This is a genomic window from Pseudoalteromonas sp. SWYJ118, assembly GCF_015864505.1.
Taxonomy (GTDB): Bacteria; Pseudomonadota; Gammaproteobacteria; order Enterobacterales; family Alteromonadaceae; genus Pseudoalteromonas; species Pseudoalteromonas arctica.
Map to the genome: position 1 here is coordinate 18,569 of NZ_JADYXC010000008.1, position 22,712 is coordinate 41,280.

Genomic DNA, 22,712 nt, shown 5'->3' on the forward strand with positions numbered 1-22,712 from the left:
ATATTAGCTGCGTCATTTGCTTATATCAGCTCAAATTATAAAAACTTGTTCATAATCAGGCCATCAAGGTTAAGATAAAGTGCAACAAATTGCATTTCCTGCTAAGGTATTTCACTGCTAAGTAAGTGTGAATAAAAATAGAATAATAAAGAGGAATAGGGAACTATGCGCCTAAACGGTGTGCAAAGACTATTAGAAACTGGGCTGATTATCAGCACCTTTACGGCAATATTTATTTTATGTGCCTTAATCAGCTTTGATCCAGCAGATGCTGCATGGTCGCAAACTAGTTTTAGCGAAGTTAGCAATATCACAGGAGCAGCCGGTGCATGGATAGCCGACATTTTATTACTCACCTTTGGTTGGTTGGCTTACTTAGTGCCAGCGGCCATTCAGCTATTTGGCTACTTGCTATTTAAACAACCTCACCGCATTTTACAGCTTGATTACACCACCTTAGCGCTGCGTGTTATTGGTTTTGCTTTGTTTATCACCTCAGCTACCGCTATTAGTAGTATCAATTTTGACGATATTTATAACTTTTCCTCTGGTGGGGTAGTGGGCGATGTTATTGCATCAGCGATGATGCCTGCATTTAACTTTACCGGTACATCTATATTATTGCTGTGTTTCTTTTTTGCCGGGCTTACCTTATTAACGGGTGTATCGTGGGTTGATTTTGTAGATTACCTTGGCGATTTAATGGTTAGGTTTTACCGCTTTATTGTATCGTACGCAAAAGGTTGGATGCACCGAGAACACGCTGCGGGCAAAGCAAATAATTACGATGAAATAGACGCCCATTTTGAAGACGATATAAAAGAGCAAATAGAGCTGCCTACATCAGCTAAAAAAGCAGAGAAACAAAAAGCAATTAATAAACCGCAAACGCCATTTAGCGAGCCACAAATTAGTGACGACTTTATGCCGTTTGATGAGCTTGACGACATACTCGATCAAGAGATTGGCTTTAGCGCCATAGACGACGAGCCAATGGATACAGAAGCTGCATTAAATGCGCTAGACCAAAGCCCCGTAATAGAGCCAGAAAAACCAGTTACCACGGTTGTATCGCCAGCTAGGCCAATGCCTAAAGCAAAACCTGCGTATCAACCGCCGCCAACGGCTAAAGAAAAGTTTGAGCAATTACTAACGCAAGAGCCACCACCGGGGCCATTACCGTCGCTTGATTTACTCGACAGACCGGATAAAGCTAAAAACCCTATTTCGCAAGAAGAACTCGACACCGTATCGCGCTTAGTAGAGACAAAACTACTCGACTTTAACGTTCAAGCTAAAGTTGTTGCTGTATACCCAGGGCCAGTTGTTACACGTTTTGAGCTAGATTTAGCACCCGGAATTAAAGTATCTAAAATTACAGGTTTAGCTAAAGATTTAGCGCGTTCGCTTTCGGCTATTAGTGTGCGTGTTGTAGAAGTTATACCGGGTAAAACGTATGTAGGTATTGAGCTTCCTAACAAACACCGCGAAATAGTACGCTTGTCAGAGGTAATAAACGCGCCTAAATTTGAGCAAAACCCGTCACCACTTACCATGGTGTTAGGTAAAGATATTGCCGGTCAGCCTGTATGTGCTGACCTTGGTAAAATGCCACACTTATTAGTAGCAGGTACAACTGGTTCAGGTAAATCAGTGGGCGTTAATGTCATGATAGTAAGCTTGTTGTACAAATCGGGCCCTGACGATGTACGTATGATCATGATTGACCCTAAAATGCTTGAGCTTTCAGTATACGAAGGTATTCCGCACTTATTGTGTGAAGTAGTTACCGACATGAAAGAAGCGGCTAACGCACTGCGTTGGTGTGTAGGCGAAATGGAACGCCGTTATAAATTAATGTCAGCATTAGGTGTACGTAACTTAAAAGGTTACAACCAAAAAGTGCTTGAAGCCAAAGAAGCGGGTTACCCAATTCTTGATCCATTATTTAAAGACACAGATGGCATGAAAGAAGGCCCAGACGAGCTAGGTAAATTACCAAGTATTGTTGTAGTAATTGACGAATTTGCCGACATGATGATGATTGTAGGTAAAAAAGTAGAAGAACTTATTGCACGTATTGCCCAAAAAGCACGTGCGGCTGGTATTCACTTAATACTGGCAACTCAGCGCCCATCGGTTGATGTAATTACAGGTTTAATTAAAGCAAATATACCAACACGTATGGCGTTTCAGGTATCAAGTAAAATAGATTCGCGCACCATACTTGATCAACAAGGCGCCGAAAACCTGCTGGGTATGGGCGACATGCTTTATTTACCACCAGGTACTAGCGTACCAGAGCGTGTGCATGGCGCGTTTGTAGACGACCATGAAGTACATGCCGTAGTAAACGATTGGAAAGCGCGTGCAAAACCAAATTACGTTGATGAAATACTCAATGGCGATGCAAGCGAGGATATTTTATTACCAGGTGAAGCAAGCGAAAACGCAGACGAAGAAAACGATCCGCTATACGATGAAGCCGTGTCGTTTGTAATCGAAACAGGCAAAGTATCGGTGTCGTCAGTGCAACGTAAATTACGTGTTGGCTATAACCGCGCAGCACGTTTAGTAGAACAAATGGAAACATCGGGTATCGTGAGTTCACCAGGTCATAACGGCGCTCGCGATGTATTAGTACCTAATGGAGCAAATTCATGAAAAAAGTTAACGCCTTATTATTAGTGTTAGGCAGCGTACTTGCCGCACCAAGCTTTGCTGACGACAGCCAAGCATTACAAGACCAATTAGCGACTTTAAAAAGCTTTAAAGCGCAGTTTGCACAAAAAGTAACAGACAAAGAAGGCCAAGCAGTGATGCAAGGCGAGGGCACAATAGCCCTTCAACAGCCAATGATGATCCGCTGGCAGCAAACAAACCCAGACGACACATTATTTGTATCAAACGGCGATAAAACATATTACTTCGACAGCTTTGCTGAGCAAGTAACGATTATGAAAACCAGCAGCCTAATCGACTCAACACCATTTGTGCTACTTACATCTAAAGACCCAGCACAGTGGGAAAAATACAGCGTACTTGCAACAAATACAGGCTTTAGCGTAACGCCAAATAAAGGCGTAGAAAGCCAAGTAGAACAACTTGATATAGCGTTTGCAGATAACGAACAAGGCCTTGCTAAATTAGTAGTTACCGACAACTCAGGGCAGCTATCGTCATTTACGTTTAACGATGCACAAGTTAATACACAGCTTGATAAAAGCACTTTTGAATTTACGCCTCCTGAAGGTGTTGAAATAGACGATCAGAGTAACGGTGAGTAATTTAGGATTTAACTTTGGGCCTGATGTACGCCCACTTGCCGCGCGTATGCGCCCTACAACACTTGACGAGTACATTGGTCAACAGCATTTATTAAGTGCTGACAAACCATTGCATCAAGCCATTGTAGCGGGGCGCTGCCATAGTTTAATTTTATGGGGCCCGCCGGGTGTAGGTAAAACAACACTTGCGCAAATAATTGCCAACCATGCAGATGCCTCACTTATTCAAATGTCGGCGGTAACCGCAGGCGTAAAAGATATACGTGACAGTGTAACGCAAGCGCGCGATAACCTAGAAAGCCGTGGCCAACGCACCCTTATGTTTGTTGACGAGGTTCACCGCTTTAATAAATCCCAGCAAGATGCTTTTTTACCGCACATAGAAGACGGTACCTTTATATTTGTAGGTGCTACCACCGAAAACCCCTCGTTTGCCCTTAACAACGCTATATTGTCGCGTGCGCGTGTGTATGTTTTAAAATCGCTTGCCGATACCGACTTATACACCGTAATAGAACGTGCACTTAAACAAGACGAGCAGCTAAGCCAAAAACACATCACTATTGCCGACAACGCTAAAAAGGCACTGTGCCAAGCAAGTGGCGGCGATGCGCGTAAAGTACTTAATTTACTTGAACAAGCAGTTGATTTAACTACCGAGCAAAACGGTCAATACAACGTAGATGAGCACGTACTTAGCCAAGTGTTACCTACTCATTTAGCTAAATATGATAAAGGCGGCGATGAATTTTACGATTTAATATCAGCCTTTCATAAATCAGTACGTGGTAGCTCTCCTGATGGTGCGCTGTATTGGTATTGCCGAATTTTAGCCGGTGGCGGCGACCCTTTGTATGTAGCAAGGCGTTTACTTGCCATTGCAACAGAGGATATAGGTAACGCCGATCCGCGTGCGATGGAAGTGGCCTTAAATGCGTGGGATATATTTCAGCGAGTAGGCCCAGGCGAAGGTGAGCGCGCTATTGCACAAGCCACATTGTATTTAGCTAGCGCACCTAAAAGTAATGCGGTGTATATGGCGTTTAATCAAGCCAAAGCAGATGCTCAAAACGAGCCAAGTTACCCAGTGCCAGAGCACCTGCGTAATGCACCGACTAACTTAATGAAAGACCTAGGTTACGGCGCTGAATATCGCTATGCGCACAATGAAGAAGGCGCATTTGCCGCAGGTGAAAAATATTTACCACCTGAAATGGAAGGCAAAGAATATTACTTACCGAGCGATCGCGGACTTGAGCAAAAAATTAAACAAAAACTCGACTACCTAAAAGAGCGCGATGCGCAAAGCCCACTTAAACGGTACGAAAATGATTAAACTTTATATGATGATCGCCCTTGGCGGAGCCTCAGGTGCGTGTTTACGGTTTTTTATTAGCGAAAGCATGCTAAAACTCCTCGGTAGGGGATTCCCTTTTGGCACGTTGACGGTTAATATTCTGGGTTCATTGTTAATGGGCATTTTGTACGGTTTGATAGATAAAGAAATTATCACCGCTAGCCCCGCCAAAACCCTTATCGGTATTGGCTTTTTAGGTGCATTAACCACCTTTTCAACATTCTCAATGGACTCGTTGTTGTTATTACAACAAGGTCACTTTATTAAAATGGCCCTCAATATCATCTTAAACGTGATGGTGTGTATTTTTATGGCTTGGCTGGGCCTTCAGCTAGTAATGCAAAAAGGTTAAAAAACTAACATGTTAGATTCTAAATTTTTACGTCAAGACATCGAACAAACTGCAGCACGTTTAGCAGCTCGCGGTTACGAACTCGATGTAGCGACGGTAACGGCACTTGAAGAAAAACGCAAAACATTACAAGTAAAAACGCAAGAACTTCAAAGTCAACGTAATGCAAGCGCTAAAGCAATTGGTCAAGCCAAAGCAAAAGGCGAAGACGCGCAGCCATTACTTGATGCAGTAGCTAACTTAGGTAGCGAGCTAGACGCTGCTAAAACTGAGCAAGATGAAGTATTAGCCGCAATTAACGACATTGCTTTAGCAATTCCTAACTTGCCAGACGAGTCAGTACCAGCGGGTAAAGACGAAGACGACAACGTTGAAATTTTAACGTGGGGAACACCTAAAAAATTCGATTTTGAAGTTAAAGATCACGTAGATGTAGGGCAAGACCTAAACGGTTTAGACTTTGAAATGGGCGTTAAAATTAGTGGCGCACGTTTTACCGTAATGCGCGGTCAAGTAGCGCGTATGCACCGTGCACTAACGCAATTTATGCTAGATACACACGCAGACAAAAACGGCTACACCGAAATGTATGTACCGTACTTAGTTAATAGCGCAAGCCTTTACGGCACGAGCCAATTACCTAAATTTGCGGGCGATTTGTTCCACACATTAGGCCTTGTGAACGACGATGGTGAACAACAAGCCGGCTTTAGCTTAATTCCTACAGCAGAAGTACCGCTTACAAACAGCGCCCGCGACGAAATTTACGACGAAAGCGATTTACCAATTCGATTAGTTGCCCACACTCCATGTTTTAGAAGCGAAGCAGGCAGCTATGGCCGCGATACTCGAGGCTTAATTCGTCAGCACCAGTTTGATAAAGTTGAACTTGTACAGCTTGTAAAACCAGAAGACTCAATGGCAACACTTGAAGAGTTAACAGGTCACGCAGAGCAAATACTACAAGCGCTAGAGCTTCCGTACCGTAAAGTAATTTTATGTATGGGCGACATGGGCTTTGGCTCAGCTAAAACATACGATTTAGAAGTATGGCTACCTGCGCAAGACACATACCGCGAAATTTCATCATGTTCAAACATGGCTGATTTTCAGGCGCGTAGAATGCAAGCACGTTTTCGCCGTGAAGGTGTTAAAAAGCCAGAGTTACTACATACACTAAATGGTTCAGGCTTAGCAGTGGGTCGTACACTCGTAGCCATACTAGAAAACTACCAACAAGCCGATGGCACAGTAGTAGTACCAGAAGCATTACGCCCATACATGGGTGGATTGGAAGTGATTGGTAAACAATAAAAATCAAGTTTAAGTTAAGCAAGCTTTAAGCTTGTAAATCTTAATACGAAAGCCGCTGTTTGTAATGAACAGCGGCTTTTTTGTTTTAGGTTAAAAGTAAAAAGGTTCAGCTAATATGTAGGGCGTGTTTTAGCGCGTTACAGTTATTTGCCAAAGTTATGCGCTGTCCTTTTTATCAGTTTTGCCTAATAGATGGTGTTGTGCATAAAAGGCTTGTTTAGATGTGTTTTAAGGTATCTATATCAATAATTAGATAAAGCATGATAAATATCTTTTAAATTAGAGCTTTAAGTAACTAAACTAATTTTTATTTATTACCAATATGTATTCTCTATATTATTTTAAATCAACCTGATAGCATGGAATGTGTGATTAAATTAAGACGATACTAAAATTGCAAATGGAATTGACATGCTAGAAGCTGAAATTAGAAATATTACAGGTGATATTGAACTACATGTGATTGATTTTAAATTATTAACTGATGATAAAATAAAGTTATTAGATAGTCGCATTGTAGGGATTTGTGAAGGAGAGTCTGACAGCACTGTAATCCAAGTTAAGAAAAACTTCTTAAAATTTTTATCAACAAAAGATGAAAGAACTATCTTAGGGGCTATTGCTGAATTTTTTGTACATTTGTATTTAAATGAAAACGGCTTCAAACAAGAGTTTTTATTTTTTAACCTTGAAGAAGGGTCTATTAAAAAGGGATTTGATGGTTATTTTTCTAAAGACAATGAAGAGTATATTGTAGAAAGTAAATCAGGAAAATCTTCAACGAAGAATATAAGCCACAAATCGAAGATAAAAAAAGCTTATGATGACGTTAAAACAAATGTTGAAGGAACGAGTAAAAAAGGTACAAACAATCCTTGGAAAAATGCTTATAACCATGCAAGCCATATAGATGTTCAATGCAAGGGGACTATTCGGAAAAAAATTAAAGCCCTTTCTGACTTATTTGATTCTGGAGAATTTAGAGAAGTAGATGAGTTTAATATCATCCCATGTTCAACTATCTTTTTAGATGGTGTTTGGGATGATGGATTTTCGACGGATATATTAAATCTTGATATAGAGTTTTTAACTGGTATTAAAGCAAAAACAACAAGAATGATATGTATAACTAAGAATAGTAGTGATAAGTTTATTGAATATTTGGAGTTACCATTATGAGTGTATCGATTAGCTTGTCATGGTTAGGTAAAGACGAATATTTTTTAATGTTATTTATGAAACTTACAAAAGAAGAGGAGTTATCTTCTTATGAATATTCTTATCTTTTGAGTTGCGCAATTACATTTTTAAAAGAATACTCTAAAGATAAAAGGACAAGTACAAATTTTGAGTTTAGTTACTTCATTATCCTAAAATATAGTCTTAAAACTAACGACTACACTCCTTTGTTTGATTTAAGTACAAGTTTTGGCTTCTATCCAATATCGCAGTACATAATTGATAATAAACTTATTTCACAAAATAATTTACAATCTTTTCTAATTGATAACCAACTTGAAAGATTTAAATATCAGGATATTACTGAGACATTTGAACAAAATAAATTCCGAAAAGAGATGATTTCAACTGAAGAACAGGATAATTCTTATATTGCTCCTACATCATTCGGTAAAAGTTCATTAATCATAGATGTTATTGAAAATTTAAATCTTAATAAAATCGCAATTATTGTACCGACTAAATCACTTCTTACACAAACTTATAGAATGGTAAGCCAAGCATTTACAAAAGAGAAAGTGATTTTTCACGATGAAATGTATGACAACGAAGATGAATTTATTGCAGTATTTACACAAGAAAGAGCACTTCGCTTACTCAAAAATTATGCGATATTTTTTGACGCCCTTATCATTGATGAAGCTCATAATCTATTTGACTCATCCAGCAGAAGCATTCTATTAAGTCGTCTAATTAGAAAAAATAAAATTAGAAATACAAATTCGAAAGTATTTTATTTTTCCCCATTGATCACTGATAGCAATAATTTGCAAACAGACGATAGACAAGAAATATATGAAAGAAAAATAGAGTTAAATATTAAAGAGCCCGATATATTTGAGTACAGGTTAGATGGTAATAGTTACCTATATAATAGATTTCTAAATGACTTCTATCCAATTGGTGAGCAAGGTACTTTCCTGGATTATATTCTAAGAAATAAATGTAATAAAAACTTCCTATATTTAAGAACCCCAAAGAAAGTTGAAGAGTTAACATTTATGCTTTCTGAAGAGTTACATTATGCAGAAAATGATGAACTTAAAGCTCTATCTAAAATATTATCTAAAAACGTACACGATGATTTTTACTGCGTCGATTATGTAAAAAAAGGTCTTTTATACCTCCATGGAAAATTACCTGATTTAGTAAAAGAGTACTTAGAATATAAATTTAAAACGATTAATGAATTAAAATATATAGTTGCAAACTCAGTAATATTGGAAGGAGTGAATTTACCAGTAGATAATTTGTACATAATGAATACGTTCTCATTAAAGGGTAAAGAACTGACAAATTTAATTGGCCGAGTAAATAGGCTAAATGAAGTATTTAGTGGCTCAGAGCATTCATTAAATAAATTAATTCCTAAAGTTCATTTTGTAAACACTGAACATTTCAATCGCAAAAATAGCAATATGAGTAAAAAAATTGAATTGCTTAAATCTCGTTTTTTCCCTGATGAGATCAAAAACCCTACGCTTAAATCATATAATTTTGAAAAACACGAAGAGTTTATAGAAAACACCACAAGTATTGAGGGTAGACTTAAGGAAGAAAAGGTACTAAATAGAGCTACTGAAATTAAAGAAAGGGAAGAGTTCTTAGTGAACCTTTCGCATATCCCTGAAAATAAATTTAGGGCAGCTTTCATTGAAGCCGGACTTTTTTCTGTATATCGGAATCCAGATGCTGTAATAGAGTTAATTAGAGAGCGGAAAGATAGGTTAGTTAGCTTGGGAAATTGGTCTGAAATTGATGTGATCACTAAAGTTTTTCACGTTTTCATTGAAGATCTAGATGATGAGTTTTTAGAGCTATCTGTTGCACGATTGAAAAATGAAAAAGCTAGAAATTTTTATAATGCATTTGTGAATAATATACACATGTTTACATTGAAGGAGCATATTAATAGCATCGTTAAATACTTTTATTCGATTAAAGATAAAAAAAGTGGCAGAGAGTTTTACATTGGTCCCTCTTATGGTGAAGTTGCGAAAGACACTGGCAATGCGAATACCTCAGGTAGATTAGTTTATTTAAATTTAAGTAATAAGAGTCAAAAAGAGTTAGTTAATCTTGCATTAGTCAAGCTGAAAATCGAGAGTGACTTTGTTTCGTATACATTAAACCAATACGTTTCACTTCTTGAAGAGTTAGAATTAATTACCGAAGACGAATATAATAAATTTATTTATGGAACTAGCACTAAAAGAAATACTGAGTTTACTAAATTGGGTTTGAGTGGTTCACTGATTCACAAACTGGAAAATGATAAGCAACTTCAAAATATTGAAATTGACCATTTAGGTCATGTTAAAGCTAATACTGAGTTTAAAGACTATTTATTAAGGCAGGATGATCTAATGCAGTTTGAAGTGAATAAATACTTACCTATATAGGTAATTACAGAATTGCGTCTTTCTAATTTTATAATGCATGAGGAAAATTTTGTGGCAAAATCGATTATATTTGGATCTTTTCAGTTTAGAACAAAAAAAGCAGCAACGGATGAAATTCGTCGAAGAATTAATGCTTATGAAACAAGCGAAGTACTAAAAAAAGAAGACCAATTATTTTTTGAGGAACTTTTTAAACTCCATGATGGACACGATAAAAAAGTAGGTCTTGGTATAAAGCATATTCAAGTAGAAAGAGACTTTAATAATAATCGATGTTTATATATTCATAGAGTCGATGGTACTAAAATTGATATTAGTTGGGTTCATTGTGTTCGCCCAGCTACAATTAAATCGATAGTATCTATGGCTTTTCGACGAGCAGTTAAAGAGACTATAAAAGATTTTAAGGTGAAGGCTATAAGTAAGGGATCTTGTTGCCCAATATTAAAAATACCCCTTAATTTGAAAAATAGCCATGTGTCATATGTGAAACCTAGTTTTGATGAACTATTGAGTGAATTTCTCACATTAACTAATAATACGTATGAATCAGTAGAGCTTGAAAATCCTTTATCTGGAGATAAAGACCAAAGAGGTAAGCTTAAAAACCTTAATATTAAAATATCATGGATAAAATATCATCGTAGCAATTCTAATTTGGAGCTATGGAGTGCAGGTGCGAACCTACGAAAATAAAGTTGATTGATCACTAATTTAATGAATTTAAACAAAAGAATGAGGTCAGTTTTTTTGCAATTAGTTTTATTATTGATTATTTCATGCAAATTAATTCAGTATCAGCAACATAAGCTTTGCATCTTCCTCACCGATTAATATCGCTATATTTTCCTCAGTTGTAACACACGCATCTATTGATCGCCCTGCGGCCTCAGAAATTAACAGTGACACCCAACTTAAATTTTGCACTTTTTGAAGTTAGAGGCTAGCCTTTGTTTAGTGTAAAAAGTGAGCTGGGTGTCTTATGGCAATCGCAAGAAAGCGTCAAGTAAGTTTGGTTGATACAAAATACTACCACTGCATATCACGATGTGTTCGGCGTGCTTTCCTGTGCGGTGAAGACCGTTTTACAGGCCAATCTTTTGAGCATCGCAGAGGTTGGGTTGAAGATAGGCTGCTTGAGTTAGCCAAGGTATTTTGTATTGATGTATGTGCTTATGCCGTAATGAGTAACCATACCCACTTAGTGTTGTACGTTGATGATAAAAAAGCGAATAGGTTAAATGATAAAGCGATTGTTATTCGTTGGCATAAACTGTGTAAAGGCACATTGCTAACGCAAAAATATGTACAAGGTGAAAAGCTAAGTAAAGTTGAACTTATCTTTTTTAATCAAACAGTAAAGGAATATCGAGAGCGCCTATCAAGTATTAGCTGGTTTATGCGGTTGTTAAATGAAAACATTGCGCGCAGAGCAAATAAAGAAGATAACTGCACTGGCCGTTTTTGGGAAGGACGATTTACGTCTCAAGCATTATTAGATGAAGCAGCCCTTGCGGCCTGTATGGCGTATGTCGATTTAAACCCCATTAGAGCTAAAATGGCTAACACCCCAGAAGAGTCAGACCATACCAGCATCAAACAGCGTTTAACGTATGCAAAGGATGGCAAGCAACCAAAACAACTACTGCGCTTTGCAGGCATGCCTCGTCAAATTATGCCAAAAGGGCTGCCGTTTGAGCTTAAATCGTACCTTGAACTTGTTGAGCTAACAGGGCGCTGTATACGAGAAGACAAACGTGGTTATATTGAAAGTACACACTTACCCTTACTCGAAAGAGTTAATATCTCCCCAGAAAACTGGTTAAAGCTCACCACACAATTTACGCGTGTATTTCATGGTGCAGTCGGCAGGCCAGCCTCACAAGAAGGTTATTGTGAAAACTTAAACCGAAAGCGGCGAGCGAATATCAGTAACTGCGAAAAGCTACTGGCATAAAACTTAAACTACTCAGTAATAAATCACAACTGCATTATGCAGTCATTTTCATGCGTGTAATTTAGGTTTAACAGTGATAATTGCTTATTAAATGTGTAACGCGCGAGTAAAGATATAAAAAGAGGTGAACTCTTAGCTCAAAAAAGTAAATTTAGTGGCGCTAGATTAGTTTACAATTGGAGTGGCTGTCTAGTTTAATGCGTGATGATTGGTTAGGCCTATTACCTACCTACGGCGCTATTATTGCCGTAGCACTTGCCATCGCTTTTTTTGTTACCGTAAAGCTTAATAAAAAGGCTCAAAAATACAGTACTCAGTTATTTGTTATTGCTGGCATTGTGGCGTTTGGTATTGTGTTAATTGCCATTGAATCAATTATGAATATTCATATTATAGCGGGCGCAAGAGGCTGGGGTTTTTATGCTCAACTGCTTGCCGGCGCGATAGGTGGTTATGCGTTTTCACAATTAATAAAGGTAACTAACAACCAAAAAGCGTATTAGATGTGTGAATATAAGTACGGCTTATACGTTATTTAGTGATTAATAAATAAAGGCCGCTGTTTATTATAAACAGCGGCTTTTAAATATGATTTTTTAGAATTTAACTAGAAATTAAACTAATTAGTTTGTAGCTACTTAGCCCAAAAATTAGGATTAAAACGGGTAGGGTTACCAGGTTTAACACCAAAGAGTTAGTGTAGTTTCCCATAACCCCTTTTTGATTAACCAGCCATACAAGGTAGGTGCTAACAATAGGAAGTAATAACCCGTTAGCCGCTTGCGCGAATATAATCACCGCGACAGGGTCTAAACCGAGTGAGGCAACCGCAGCACCAAACAATAAAATAACAATAGCAACGCCTTTAAAGCGTGCGTTACTCATATCGTTTGACCAACCTAACATGCCACACACAGCATAAGCACCCGCAAGTGGCGCTGTAATAGCACTAGTTAAACCTGCTGCAAACAAGCCAATAGCAAAAAAGTAATGAGCGGCATCACCAAGTAATGGCTCTAGCTGTACGGCCATGTTAGCCGCACTAATTTGCCCCGCATCTGTGCCATAAAATGCAACCGATGCAGTAGATAAAATAGCGAGCGTGATCACACCGCCTAAAGTGATTGATAGGCCTGTATCAACATTTGTTTGTTTAATCACTTTTTGCATGTCGCTGTTACTGTCGTGTCTAGCAGCGAGTACGCCGGAGTGTAAAAATAGGTTATACGGCACAATGGTAGTGCCAACTAAAGCGAGTATGGTTGTAATAGAGCCTTCAGGCATACTAGGAATAAAACCAGCAAATACATCACCCAGTGAAGGCGCTGCCATTACAAGTGTTGAGATAAACACTAAGCTCATTAAAATAACGAGTAAAATTAGCGCGTTTTCAACCACTTTATGTTTGCCGCTATACAGTAAAGCTGCACTAAAAAAAGCAATAAGTGGTGTCCATAGTTGGGAGCTAACTTGAGGGAATATTTCAATTAATCCCATGCTAGCGCCACTTAAGTTACCCGCTTCATAAGCTGCACTGCCCACACCAATCGCGCTAATGACTAAAAATATAGCTAAAGATTTGAATAAGGGCGTTTGAATATGTGCTCTGAGCGCTTGAGCTAAATCTTGCCCGGTAGCAACGCCAAGGCGCGCCGCCATAGATTGTAATAATATAGTGGCAACTACTGAAAACAGTAATGTCCATATAAGTGCAAAACCAAAGTTTGCACCTGCCACGCTGGCGGTAGTAATGGTCCCTGGTCCAATGAAGGCAGCGGTGACGAGCAGTCCTGGTCCTAATCGCATAATTGGCCTTAATAGTGCTATTGCATGTTGCTATTTAAAGTTACATCTAACGTTTAAAACCGATATTTATACGCGATGCCGATTGTGTTATTGCTGCCACTTAAACTAAGTGCCCTGCAGCGATTATCGCCCCTTGGCTGGTTCTTTTTTAATAAGCATATGTTATACCAATCCGCAATAATACTTAATCAATTTGAGGGATTAGATTTGACGCTAACTGCGTTAAAAATTTCTGATATAGAACAACTAAATAACGAAATTTTTGCCTGGTTATCGACACGATTTTCTCACCTCTGATAGATCACTTAATTAAGCGAATTGCTATTAAAAAAGGTCGAGTAGGATACCAACTTGTATATAAATTTAAAGGGGATACAGTGCGTTTGCATTAATTTTAAACGAATATATAAGCGAATTAAATGAATGATGCCGATATTAATATCGGCATCAGTATATTTACTTTATTAAGTTTTTAATCGCTTCTAAGCCTTTTTTTAGGGTATCTGGATCGGTAGCATAGTTAATACGAATACACTCGTGCTTGTGCGCCCAGCTGTCGTCAATGCCGATAAAAAAGTTGTGACCTGGGATCACATACACGTCTTGCTCTTTAAGCTTTTGATACAACACTTCGCTTGTCATTTTTGCATCTTTAAACCACAGCCACATAAAAAATGCGCCTTCAACTTTGTGCAAATAAACAGGCAATTCGGCAAATACTTCATCAAACAACTCAACCGCTATGTGTGCTTTATTACGATAAAAAGGCAGTACAACGTTGCGGCACAGTGGGAGTAGTTCGTTGTCGTTAATTAAGCGTGTCACTAAGCTTGGACCAATACTATTTGGCGATAACACCATGCTGCCATTTACGCGACCAATTGCTTTAATAATCTCATTGTTTGCAACCACAATACCGCTGCGTAAACCCGGTAGGCCCAGCTTTGAAAGTGACATACATAAAATAATATTTGAGTTCCACGTTAGGTTTGCATCGGTGTAAATACAACCTGGAAACGGATCGCCATATGCGTTATCAATAATGAGTGGAATACCATATTGCTTAGCGAGCAAATCAAGGTGTTTTACTTCATCGTCAGTAATTACATTACCTGTCGGATTGGTAGGTCGTGAGACGCACAGCGCGCTTATGCTGTTGTCGTTTGCTAGTGTTTTTTCAACTGCTTTAAAATCAATGACGTATTTAAACTGTTTTGATGTGCTGCCTGTATTTAAAATTTCGATATCAGGCTTTATGGCAACAAACATATCAGCCGATAAACCTTGATCGGCATAACCTATGTACTCTGGCGCAAGGGGAAATAAAATCTTTTTATGGCTGCCATCCGGCATTTCACCTGCCAACATATTAAACAATACAAAAAAGTTAGCTTGGCTGCCATTACCAAGTGCTACGTTATCGGCGCTAATATCCCATGCGAACTCTTTACTTAGCTGGCCAGCTAATGCAGCTCTAAACTCGTCGTTACCAGTCGGGCCGTCGTAAAGGCCAAATACCTGCGATACCTTGTTACTGGCAACGAGTTTTTGTAATTCACTTAAAAAAACCTCATTTACTTGTGGTACTAATGCGGGGTTACCGCCACCGAGCATAACAATATTAGGATTGTTGCTGTTTTTAGCACCACCTAAATCTTCCATTAACTGAGTAATGCCGTTGGGTTGTGTGAATTTAGTGCCGAAGTTTGAGTAGTTCATAATGCATAGCGTTTGTTAGTAATGGGGAGGGCAGTATAGCGTAAATAAAGGGCTTAAATCCGATGATGAGAATAATTCAATACTTAGCTTTGTAGTTGGCTATGACAATAAAATTTCTATAAAACAAAGGCTAAGTTAAGATTTTTTAACGCCGTATAAAAACTCTTCGCCGCAGTCCATATACAAATCAAATTTGGTCATAACTTTGGTGAACATGGGGGCGTGTAAAAACTCGTTTAACCATGCGCGTACATGCGTGTATTCACTTTGTAAGTACCAATGTTTATCTACACGGGCAAACTGTCTAATAAATGGTAGCAGGGCATAATCGGCTAGACTTTTTTCATCGCCCATTAAGTATTTATGCGTGGTTAGTTTTTCTTCAAATTGCTTAATAAATTCTTCGCAGGCTTTTTGGTAATAAATTTGTGCCATGTCTTTTGTGCGAGCATAAAACTTATACTTTTCAAGCACTGGTTTAAATTTCGTGTCGTTTAGCTTAATTAATTCAAGCATGCGCTCAAGTGCTAATGGGTCTTGAGTATGAAGTAAATTATGCGGATCGTTTTGCTTTAAAGCCCACAGCATAATATCTAGGCTTTCATCTATAACTTGATTATTCGGCAGTAATAAAACAGGCACCGTGCCTTTTGGCGATATTTGCAAAAGATGCGGTGGTTTGTTTTTAGTTTTAATAGCGCGTAGTAGCACGTGTTGCTCTGCCATTAAAATACCCATTCGTGCACGCATTGCGTATGGGCAGTGTTGTAATGAATATAATAATGGCAATGTCATGTTATTACTTACCTTAACTGTTTAAGCCTTCAACATATTGCTGACGTGTTTTTACTTTTACCATGTGATTTAATTGATCAGCTGCTTGTGTTTGCCCGCTAATTAAATCTTGGAAGTGGGCGAGTAACACGGCTTTATCTAGCTTTTCTTTATCGCCTGAGCCAATGTCAGTTAAATCAATCATGAACTCGTCAAACTTATCGGCGTAATCGGTCACAATATCCATATTTAAAAATTGTTCATGATTATAAATGCTCGGGTAGCCGCCTTTTTGTTTATCAATGGCAAAGCTAATGCCTTTAACATTGGTAACGGTTGTTTCCTTTTTACAGCTCAGCATACAGCTGGCATCAATACGTGGTTTTTTACAGCCAACGGTTTGCTGGAAAAAACACTGGCGGCTGGTCATCATTAGTATTGGATGATAAATGCTGTACATCATTTTAAAGTTGTTAGGGCGTTTAATACTGCGCATTTGCTGCTTGTTTATTTCGTTTGAAATAAACGCGCCTTTAGCATTTAAATCTTCTTGTAGCGTTAATAACGCATAAGAGTTTGTAGTGTTTAATAATGGACCGGCAATCCAGTCAAGACCCATTTGCACGGCTTTAAATGCAACGCCTGTGTTGTTACTAATAATAAGCTTAGGTTTTACAACCTCGAGTAAACGTACCGCTTCTTCAAAATCTTTACCAATTAATACCGCCGGGAACCACGGAATTAACTGCGGGTGCTCTAAAAATACGTTGATGTATTTATCGTTATCGGTTCTAAAGCTCTCAGGTAATTTAAAGTAAACATCGCCATCTGTTAAATCACATAGGTGAACGTCTTTTATGTCCGATATTAAAATAGAGAGTGTTGTTTTGTTTTTATCTGCTTTTTCGTGGCTTACTAGTTTTGGTAATTCAACAGGGGCGAGTACGTCTTTGCCTTCGTTTAATAAAAACGCGACTTGCTTTTTAATACGGGCGAGCTCTTTAAACGGAATGCTTAAGTTGTTGCCTAAGTTTGAGTAATCCATATTTTTAATTTCAAAATTGGCATTACTAAAGCTTTTAAAGCGTTTATCAATAGCAGCAATATCAACAACCGATTTATCGGCGTTATGCATAACCATTTGCGATTGCACTTCAAAGCGCTGAGGTTGCTCAGTGTTTAAATTCGCGCTTTCATTTATTAACGAACTATCGTTTTTATCGTTAATAACCAGCGTTACTGTAAATGGCTGATTTAACTGTCCTGAAAATTCAAAACGAAGCTCACGCTTTGAAATATCTAAAAACTGAATTTTCTTTTTAACTAATGAATCAATTTCACTTTTTTGGGTAGAGAGATCTTGTTGCGCATCGTAAATTTGTACAACCGAAATAGCGTTACTTTTTTCGTTTGCGTGATCAAAGCTATGGTCGCGCGGATTGTCGGTAAACATGTTTTTGGTCATGTCGCCGGTTAAAAACTTATTAGTAAAGTTACGGTTAAATACTTTATACAAGCTAGAATCGTCTTCAATTAAGTTACCGGTTTGTACAAAGGTATCTATTTGTTTGCGCCAGCTATCAATAACCGTGTGTACATAGTTAGCGCCTTTAATACGGCCTTCTACTTTTAACGAGTCAACACCTGCAGCGACTAGTTCAGGTAGGTCGAAGTAAGCTGAGTTATCTTTTAAGTTTAACGGATGCTTGTTACCCATTGCAGTAGGCTCGTACTCATCACGACATGCTTGTGAGCAACGACCACGGTTACCCGAGTTACCTACACTTACCGAGCTTGAATAACATTGCCCCGAAAACGCGATACATAAAGCGCCGTGCACAAACACTTCGGTTAATACATCGCATTTATGTGCTACGTCGGTCAGTATTTTAATTTCAGTTAAGTTAAGCTCGCGCGATAAATTTACACGCGTAGCGCCAATGCGCGCTAAAAATTCAACCTGTGATTCGTTATGCGTAGTTAACTGAGTTGATGCGTGAATATGCAAAGTAGGAAAGTGCTTTTTAACTATATTGAATAACCCTAGGTCTTGCACAATAATGCCGTCGAGCGTGGTATTTACTAGTTGGTTTAGTAGCTTAAATAGCGCACCCATTTCATGCTCTAATATAACCACATTTAGTGTTAAAAATATTTCACAGCCGTATTCATGCGCTAAGCGCAGTGCGCCGTTAAGCTCATCAAACGAAAGATTAGACGCTCGGTTACGTGCATTAAAGGTATCTAACCCACAATAAACCGCATTAGCACCAGCTACAATGGCGGCTTTTACTGCGTTTACATCACCGCCTGGGGCTAATAGTTCAATCTTTCTACTCATTACAATGTCGCTTCGTTCATATTTAATTGTCGCGAATTTTATCTGTTTAGGCGCGTTAATGCTATTTATTGAGGGATATAATAAATACATAATTAAAAGACTGTATAAAATTGTAATTAAGCTGGCTGATTTATTACGTAAACATGTAATAAAATGATAGTTTATAAGCAAGCTAGTCTTTCAACTTTACTTAGGCGATACCCATCAGTAATCAAAATATTAAACAGTTAAATACAGATTTAAACGCTCAAGAAGCTGTAATTACCAACACTCACCTAAAAATAGCCACATTTAATCTGTTTAACTATCTTGAGCCACCCAATGCATACTATGAGTTTGAGAAAATTTATACCGCGCAGCAGTGGGCTAAAAAGCAGCGTTGGATTGTTGATTACTTAACAGAACATGCGCCTGATGTGATTGGTTTTCAGGAAGTGTTTAGCATTGATTCGTTAAAAGAGTTAATGAGTGAGCAAGGTTATAATTACTTTGCAGTAGTTGATGAGCCTGAGGTGATTGACGACTTTATTTATAAACGCCCCGTAGTGGCAATCGCCTCTAAATACCCGATAGTTGAAGTGGCGTCGGTTGAGCACGATAGCGAGCTTGCAAGTGCACTTGGCCTTAATAGTGAGTTTACTTTTAGTCGCAAGGTATTAAGAGCGACCGTTACTTTGCCGCACATAGGCAATACTGATTGCTATGTGGTGCATTTTAAATCTAAGCGCCCAATGATTAATGTTGATGAGCACAATAAAGAGCTTACAGCCGAGCAAAACATAATTGAGATTTTAAAAGCGAATGTAGCGGGCGGTTGGGGCTCAACTATTCAGCGTGGTAGTGAAGCTACATTGCTAATGATACAAATGATTACTCGCCGCGAAGCTACGCAGCAACCCATGATGCTAATGGGCGATTTTAATAACGACCTAGCTGATGGTGTGCTCAGTCATTTACTTACTAATACGCTACGTTTTGCCCCTGCGTTTGACGCTAAAACCTACTTAGCTAAATATTGTCTAAATGATTCATGGGATTTGTTTGTTAAGTCGCAGCTAAGTAATGATGAGGTTTTTAGCGATGAAGCAATAACAAACGATGAACAAAGTGATTGTGATCGCAATAACAGCGAGATTGTTGATTCAGCGGATAAAAGCCAAGTAAAAAATATAAATATAACAAAGACAGCACCGTTAAGGCCGCCAACACATTATTATGGCGCGAGCAGCTCTGTGCTTGATTACATTTTATTGTCGTGTGAGTTTGACGCTAGTTACGATGACAGCTTTTTTGAAGTAAGCGCTTATAACACTTACGACAGGCACTTAATAAACCCCGAGTATGAGCGTGATGATTTAACTACCGACCACGGTGTTGTATTGGTTATCCTTAAACTAAGAAGCTAGGTTTTCTCATTTAATAACTTACAGCGTACGATTAAGCTAAAAAAGAATTAAGCTGCAATATGCATAATTATGCTAAAATCATAAATTAACAATTACCCATATTGCAGCGAAACTTGACCTGCAGTCTTTATGTGTATATTTTATCGCCAGAATTTTTTGCATTAAATTAATAACAAATCACTAAAATGGTAAATATGGAATTTTACACTTACTCGTATCACACGCGAAAGATGGACTTAACTTCGCAAGTACATACTTTCTTCGTAAATCAAATTTATAATTCTAAATTGTTAGTGAAAGCTTTGTTTTTTGCTTTGTTTATTAGTTTAAGTAGCGCTTACGCGCAAGAAACCACCTCATACAGTTTAATCAATGAATCTAATGCAGGGCTGCTAAAAAGAGCCGAATTACTTATGGATACTGACGTTATAACAAGTATCGAACTAAGTAAGGCGTTGTTGTTACAAGCGCAAAGTGCTGATGACACGTTACTCAGCGCAAAATTACATAACTTATTAGGTAAAGCGAATAAAAAAAATAACAATATTAATGAATCGCTTCATCACTTTTCACAATCCTCAGCTTATTACAGTAAATTAAATGATTCACGCAACCAAATAAAGGCGTCTATTAATTATATAAAAATATTATTAGATGAAAAACGTTATGAGGAACTTGCTAACCGCATTGAAACTTTATTACCAACAACGCTTGTGTATGGCGATGAGTTTTTTATAGCACAAGTACTCCTAACAAAGGGGGATTCGTTTTATGAACAAAAAAAATACAATGACGCGATCACGCAATATTCATCTGCTTTAAAATACCTTGTAAATAAAGACGAACAAATACAAAAACAGTTAGGTGAAACGTATAAAAAATTAGCTCAGTCGTATAAGCGTCTTGAAAATAGAGAGCAAACGGCTCATTTTTATACCAAAGCTTTAGATATATATACTAATTTAGATGATTTAAAGTTGATGGCGCGTACATTAAATACACTAGCAGAAGCGCAGCGCTATTTAGACAACTTAGTTTTAGCCCTTGATTACAGCACTCGTGCATTAGAAATACATAAAGACATTGACGATCCTGTGGGCTTAGCTAAAGCATTATTAGGTGCTGGTATTATTTATCGACATATCAACCTTTATGAAAAATCACTTAAGCATATAAATGAGGCATATTTATATTATAAAAAAGTAAATAACGTGCTTGGGATTGCTAAAACATCCAATCAAATGGGGCTGGTATATACACGATTAAAGCAGTTTGATCAGGCAGAGTTTTTCTATCAAATAACGATTGATTTGCCAAAAGGTATGGTCGAGGAAAAAACGCTCGCATCAGCTTTGAGAGAAATGGCTGTTATTAACCTTGAGTCTGGCGATTTAGTATCAGCGATGCAATATGCTAAAAAAGCTTATGTCACTTATAAAAATAACAACCTTACATCGTACATTTCTACAACGGCGCGTATTATTGCTAATATTTATCGCGCCCAAGGAAATAACAATAAGGCTATAGAATATTACAAAGAGTCATTGTCGTTTGCCAAAAAAACAGGTGGTAAACTCTATGAGATAAAGTCGCTTACAGCGCTTGCTGGCATTTTAATTGGTATTGATACAAATGAGGCGATTTCTTTACTAAAAAGGTCACTCGCCTTATCAACTGAAATTGATGATAAGTTACATATGCTATATGCCTATCGTGAAATTCGAATAGCAGAAAAATTGCGTGGTCGCATTGAAGAGTCACTACGTTACGCAGAAGAGGAAATAGCCCTAACCGAAGTTATTCACGATGAAAGGAATGAAAACAAGTTGGCGCTCGAAAAAGCACATTTGCATTCTCACAAAATGGAAATAGAGCTGGAGACGTTAAGAGAAAAAGAAAAACTCCATCAACTTGAGCTTGAAAAGAAAAACAATGAAATTGAAATATCAGGCCAAGCTAGGGTTATATCAGAGCTAGAGCTTGCAAAAAACAAATACGCGAGTATTGCGCTCGCATTTTTATTAGCCGCTTGCTTAGCTATTGTTTTATTGGTTTATCGAAGCTTTATTGCCTCTAAAAAACGTAATGAAGAGTTAGACTATTTGGCCGCGAGAGACCCTTTGACCAATTGTTATAACCGCCGTATTTTATTTGAGATTATGAATCGCGACTTTTTGGATTTACCTCAGATTGAAGAGTACTGTATTTTAATGGTCGATATTGACCATTTTAAAAGTGTTAACGATACTTATGGGCACAGCATTGGCGACACCGTACTTTGTGGCGTTGCCAGTCTTTTACAAGCTAATATACGTACGAGCGATAGCGTTGCCCGTTTTGGTGGCGAAGAATTTTGTATTATTTTACCCAACACGACTCAAGAGCAAGCAATACGTATTGCTGAAGCTATTCGTATTAAAGTAGAAAAAGCGATATTTGATGATATTCCTGTTACGTGTAGTTTTGGGGTTACGTCTATTAAATTTAAAGCCAGAACACCTTCTGAGTTAATTGAACAGGCTGATTTAGCACTTTATGAGGCTAAGTCTTTGGGTCGTAATCAAGTTGTGTTGTGGGATTGTGCGTTTGAAGAGTTTAAGCTTTTTAGATCGGAGTAAACCTAGCAGTATACAGCTCAGTTTTGATGTTATTTTTTAAAATCATAACAAGTAAATTTTATACAACGCCGTGAGTTACTTACATATGTAATTAGGTTTATTAAATTAACCTTTTAAATATCAGTGTATTAACTTAGGCT

The 22,712-nt window shown here is 38.0% G+C and carries 15 protein-coding genes and 1 pseudogene; 12 read left to right on the plus strand and 4 right to left on the minus strand.

The genetic code is table 11. The features are described 5' to 3' along the window. The first annotated feature begins 165 nt into the window (after positions 1–165). From I6F48_RS09650 to I6F48_RS09695, 10 genes and pseudogenes are all read left to right on the plus strand, one after another. A complete protein-coding gene (locus tag I6F48_RS09650; RefSeq protein WP_197119316.1) occupies positions 166–2,664 on the plus strand; it encodes a DNA translocase FtsK in 2,499 nt (832 codons plus the stop codon). Further along, positions 2,661–3,287 carry an outer membrane lipoprotein chaperone LolA gene (gene lolA / locus I6F48_RS09655; protein WP_165727842.1) on the plus strand — a complete coding sequence of 209 codons (627 nt, stop codon included), beginning with the start codon at positions 2,661–2,663 and terminating at the stop codon, positions 3,285–3,287. Before I6F48_RS09650 ends, lolA begins: the two co-directional genes overlap by 4 nt. Beyond that, on the plus strand, positions 3,280–4,623 hold the full coding sequence (locus I6F48_RS09660; protein WP_197119317.1) for a replication-associated recombination protein A: 1,344 nt from the start codon (positions 3,280–3,282) through the stop codon (positions 4,621–4,623). The genes lolA and I6F48_RS09660 overlap by 8 nt, the downstream gene beginning before the upstream one ends. Continuing rightward, entirely contained in the window at positions 4,616–4,996 is a 381-nt protein-coding gene (gene crcB / locus I6F48_RS09665; RefSeq protein ID WP_021032117.1) for a fluoride efflux transporter CrcB, read from the plus strand. Before I6F48_RS09660 ends, crcB begins: the two co-directional genes overlap by 8 nt. A 9-nt stretch (positions 4,997–5,005) precedes the next feature. Further along, a complete protein-coding gene (gene serS, locus I6F48_RS09670) occupies positions 5,006–6,310 on the plus strand; it encodes a serine--tRNA ligase (protein WP_165727845.1) in 1,305 nt (434 codons plus the stop codon). Positions 6,311–6,721: 411 nt separating this feature from the next. Continuing rightward, positions 6,722–7,489: a hypothetical protein gene (locus I6F48_RS09675; protein ID WP_197119318.1), complete on the plus strand. Its 768-nt coding sequence runs from the start codon at positions 6,722–6,724 to the stop codon at positions 7,487–7,489. Then, positions 7,486–9,951 carry a DEAD/DEAH box helicase family protein gene (locus tag I6F48_RS09680; RefSeq protein ID WP_197119319.1) on the plus strand — a complete coding sequence of 822 codons (2,466 nt, stop codon included), beginning with the start codon at positions 7,486–7,488 and terminating at the stop codon, positions 9,949–9,951. Before I6F48_RS09675 ends, I6F48_RS09680 begins: the two co-directional genes overlap by 4 nt. A gap of 51 nt (positions 9,952–10,002) precedes the next feature. After that, positions 10,003–10,647 (plus strand): DCL family protein, encoded by a 645-nt coding sequence (locus tag I6F48_RS09685; RefSeq protein ID WP_197119320.1) that lies wholly within the window; start codon positions 10,003–10,005, stop codon positions 10,645–10,647. A 286-nt stretch (positions 10,648–10,933) separates the two neighbouring features. Next, positions 10,934–11,908 carry a transposase gene (locus I6F48_RS09690; RefSeq protein ID WP_166376820.1) on the plus strand — a complete coding sequence of 325 codons (975 nt, stop codon included), beginning with the start codon at positions 10,934–10,936 and terminating at the stop codon, positions 11,906–11,908. A gap of 191 nt (positions 11,909–12,099) precedes the next feature. Then, a pseudogene (locus tag I6F48_RS09695) lies at positions 12,100–12,411 on the plus strand (hypothetical protein); the annotation flags it as partial. Between the two features lie 100 nt (positions 12,412–12,511). On the opposite strand, the gene I6F48_RS09700 reads toward I6F48_RS09695, so the two are convergent. The 4 genes from I6F48_RS09700 to I6F48_RS09715 all read right to left on the minus strand — a co-directional run bounded on the left by I6F48_RS09700 (position 12,512) and on the right by I6F48_RS09715 (position 18,548). Beyond that, entirely contained in the window at positions 12,512–13,714 is a 1,203-nt protein-coding gene (locus I6F48_RS09700; RefSeq protein ID WP_165741191.1) for an Nramp family divalent metal transporter, read from the minus strand. 456 nt (positions 13,715–14,170) lie between these two features. Then, entirely contained in the window at positions 14,171–15,433 is a 1,263-nt protein-coding gene (locus I6F48_RS09705; protein WP_197119321.1) for a valine--pyruvate transaminase, read from the minus strand. A 135-nt stretch (positions 15,434–15,568) separates the two neighbouring features. Next, entirely contained in the window at positions 15,569–16,228 is a 660-nt protein-coding gene (locus I6F48_RS09710) for a glutathione S-transferase (protein WP_165741189.1), read from the minus strand. 13 nt (positions 16,229–16,241) lie between these two features. Then, positions 16,242–18,548, minus strand: a complete 2,307-nt coding sequence (locus I6F48_RS09715) for a peptidase U32 family protein (RefSeq protein WP_197119322.1) — start codon at positions 18,546–18,548, stop codon at positions 16,242–16,244. 296 nt (positions 18,549–18,844) lie between these two features. Between I6F48_RS09715 and I6F48_RS09720 the strand changes: the two genes are divergently transcribed. Continuing rightward, positions 18,845–19,954 carry an endonuclease/exonuclease/phosphatase family protein gene (locus tag I6F48_RS09720; protein ID WP_197119356.1) on the plus strand — a complete coding sequence of 370 codons (1,110 nt, stop codon included), beginning with the start codon at positions 18,845–18,847 and terminating at the stop codon, positions 19,952–19,954. A gap of 230 nt (positions 19,955–20,184) precedes the next feature. Beyond that, complete coding sequence (locus I6F48_RS09725; protein WP_197119323.1) at positions 20,185–22,572, plus strand: tetratricopeptide repeat-containing diguanylate cyclase; 2,388 nt, start codon at positions 20,185–20,187, stop codon at positions 22,570–22,572. Positions 22,573–22,712 lie beyond the last annotated feature (140 nt).

Excerpts from the sequence above, each read along its gene's own strand:
- I6F48_RS09650 (WP_197119316.1), top strand. The coding sequence starts at position 166 with ATGCGCCTAAACGGTGTGCAAAGACTATTAGAAACTGGGCTGATTATC.
- lolA (WP_165727842.1), top strand. The coding sequence starts at position 2,661 with ATGAAAAAAGTTAACGCCTTATTATTAGTGTTAGGCAGCGTACTTGCC.
- crcB (WP_021032117.1), top strand. The coding sequence starts at position 4,616 with ATGATTAAACTTTATATGATGATCGCCCTTGGCGGAGCCTCAGGTGCG.
- serS (WP_165727845.1), top strand. The coding sequence starts at position 5,006 with ATGTTAGATTCTAAATTTTTACGTCAAGACATCGAACAAACTGCAGCA.
- I6F48_RS09675 (WP_197119318.1), top strand. The coding sequence starts at position 6,722 with ATGCTAGAAGCTGAAATTAGAAATATTACAGGTGATATTGAACTACAT.
- I6F48_RS09680 (WP_197119319.1), top strand. The coding sequence starts at position 7,486 with ATGAGTGTATCGATTAGCTTGTCATGGTTAGGTAAAGACGAATATTTT.
- I6F48_RS09690 (WP_166376820.1), top strand. The coding sequence starts at position 10,934 with ATGGCAATCGCAAGAAAGCGTCAAGTAAGTTTGGTTGATACAAAATAC.
- I6F48_RS09700 (WP_165741191.1), bottom strand. The coding sequence starts at position 13,714 with ATGCGATTAGGACCAGGACTGCTCGTCACCGCTGCCTTCATTGGACCA.
- I6F48_RS09705 (WP_197119321.1), bottom strand. The coding sequence starts at position 15,433 with ATGAACTACTCAAACTTCGGCACTAAATTCACACAACCCAACGGCATT.
- I6F48_RS09710 (WP_165741189.1), bottom strand. The coding sequence starts at position 16,228 with ATGACATTGCCATTATTATATTCATTACAACACTGCCCATACGCAATG.
- I6F48_RS09715 (WP_197119322.1), bottom strand. The coding sequence starts at position 18,548 with ATGAGTAGAAAGATTGAACTATTAGCCCCAGGCGGTGATGTAAACGCA.
- I6F48_RS09725 (WP_197119323.1), top strand. The coding sequence starts at position 20,185 with ATGGACTTAACTTCGCAAGTACATACTTTCTTCGTAAATCAAATTTAT.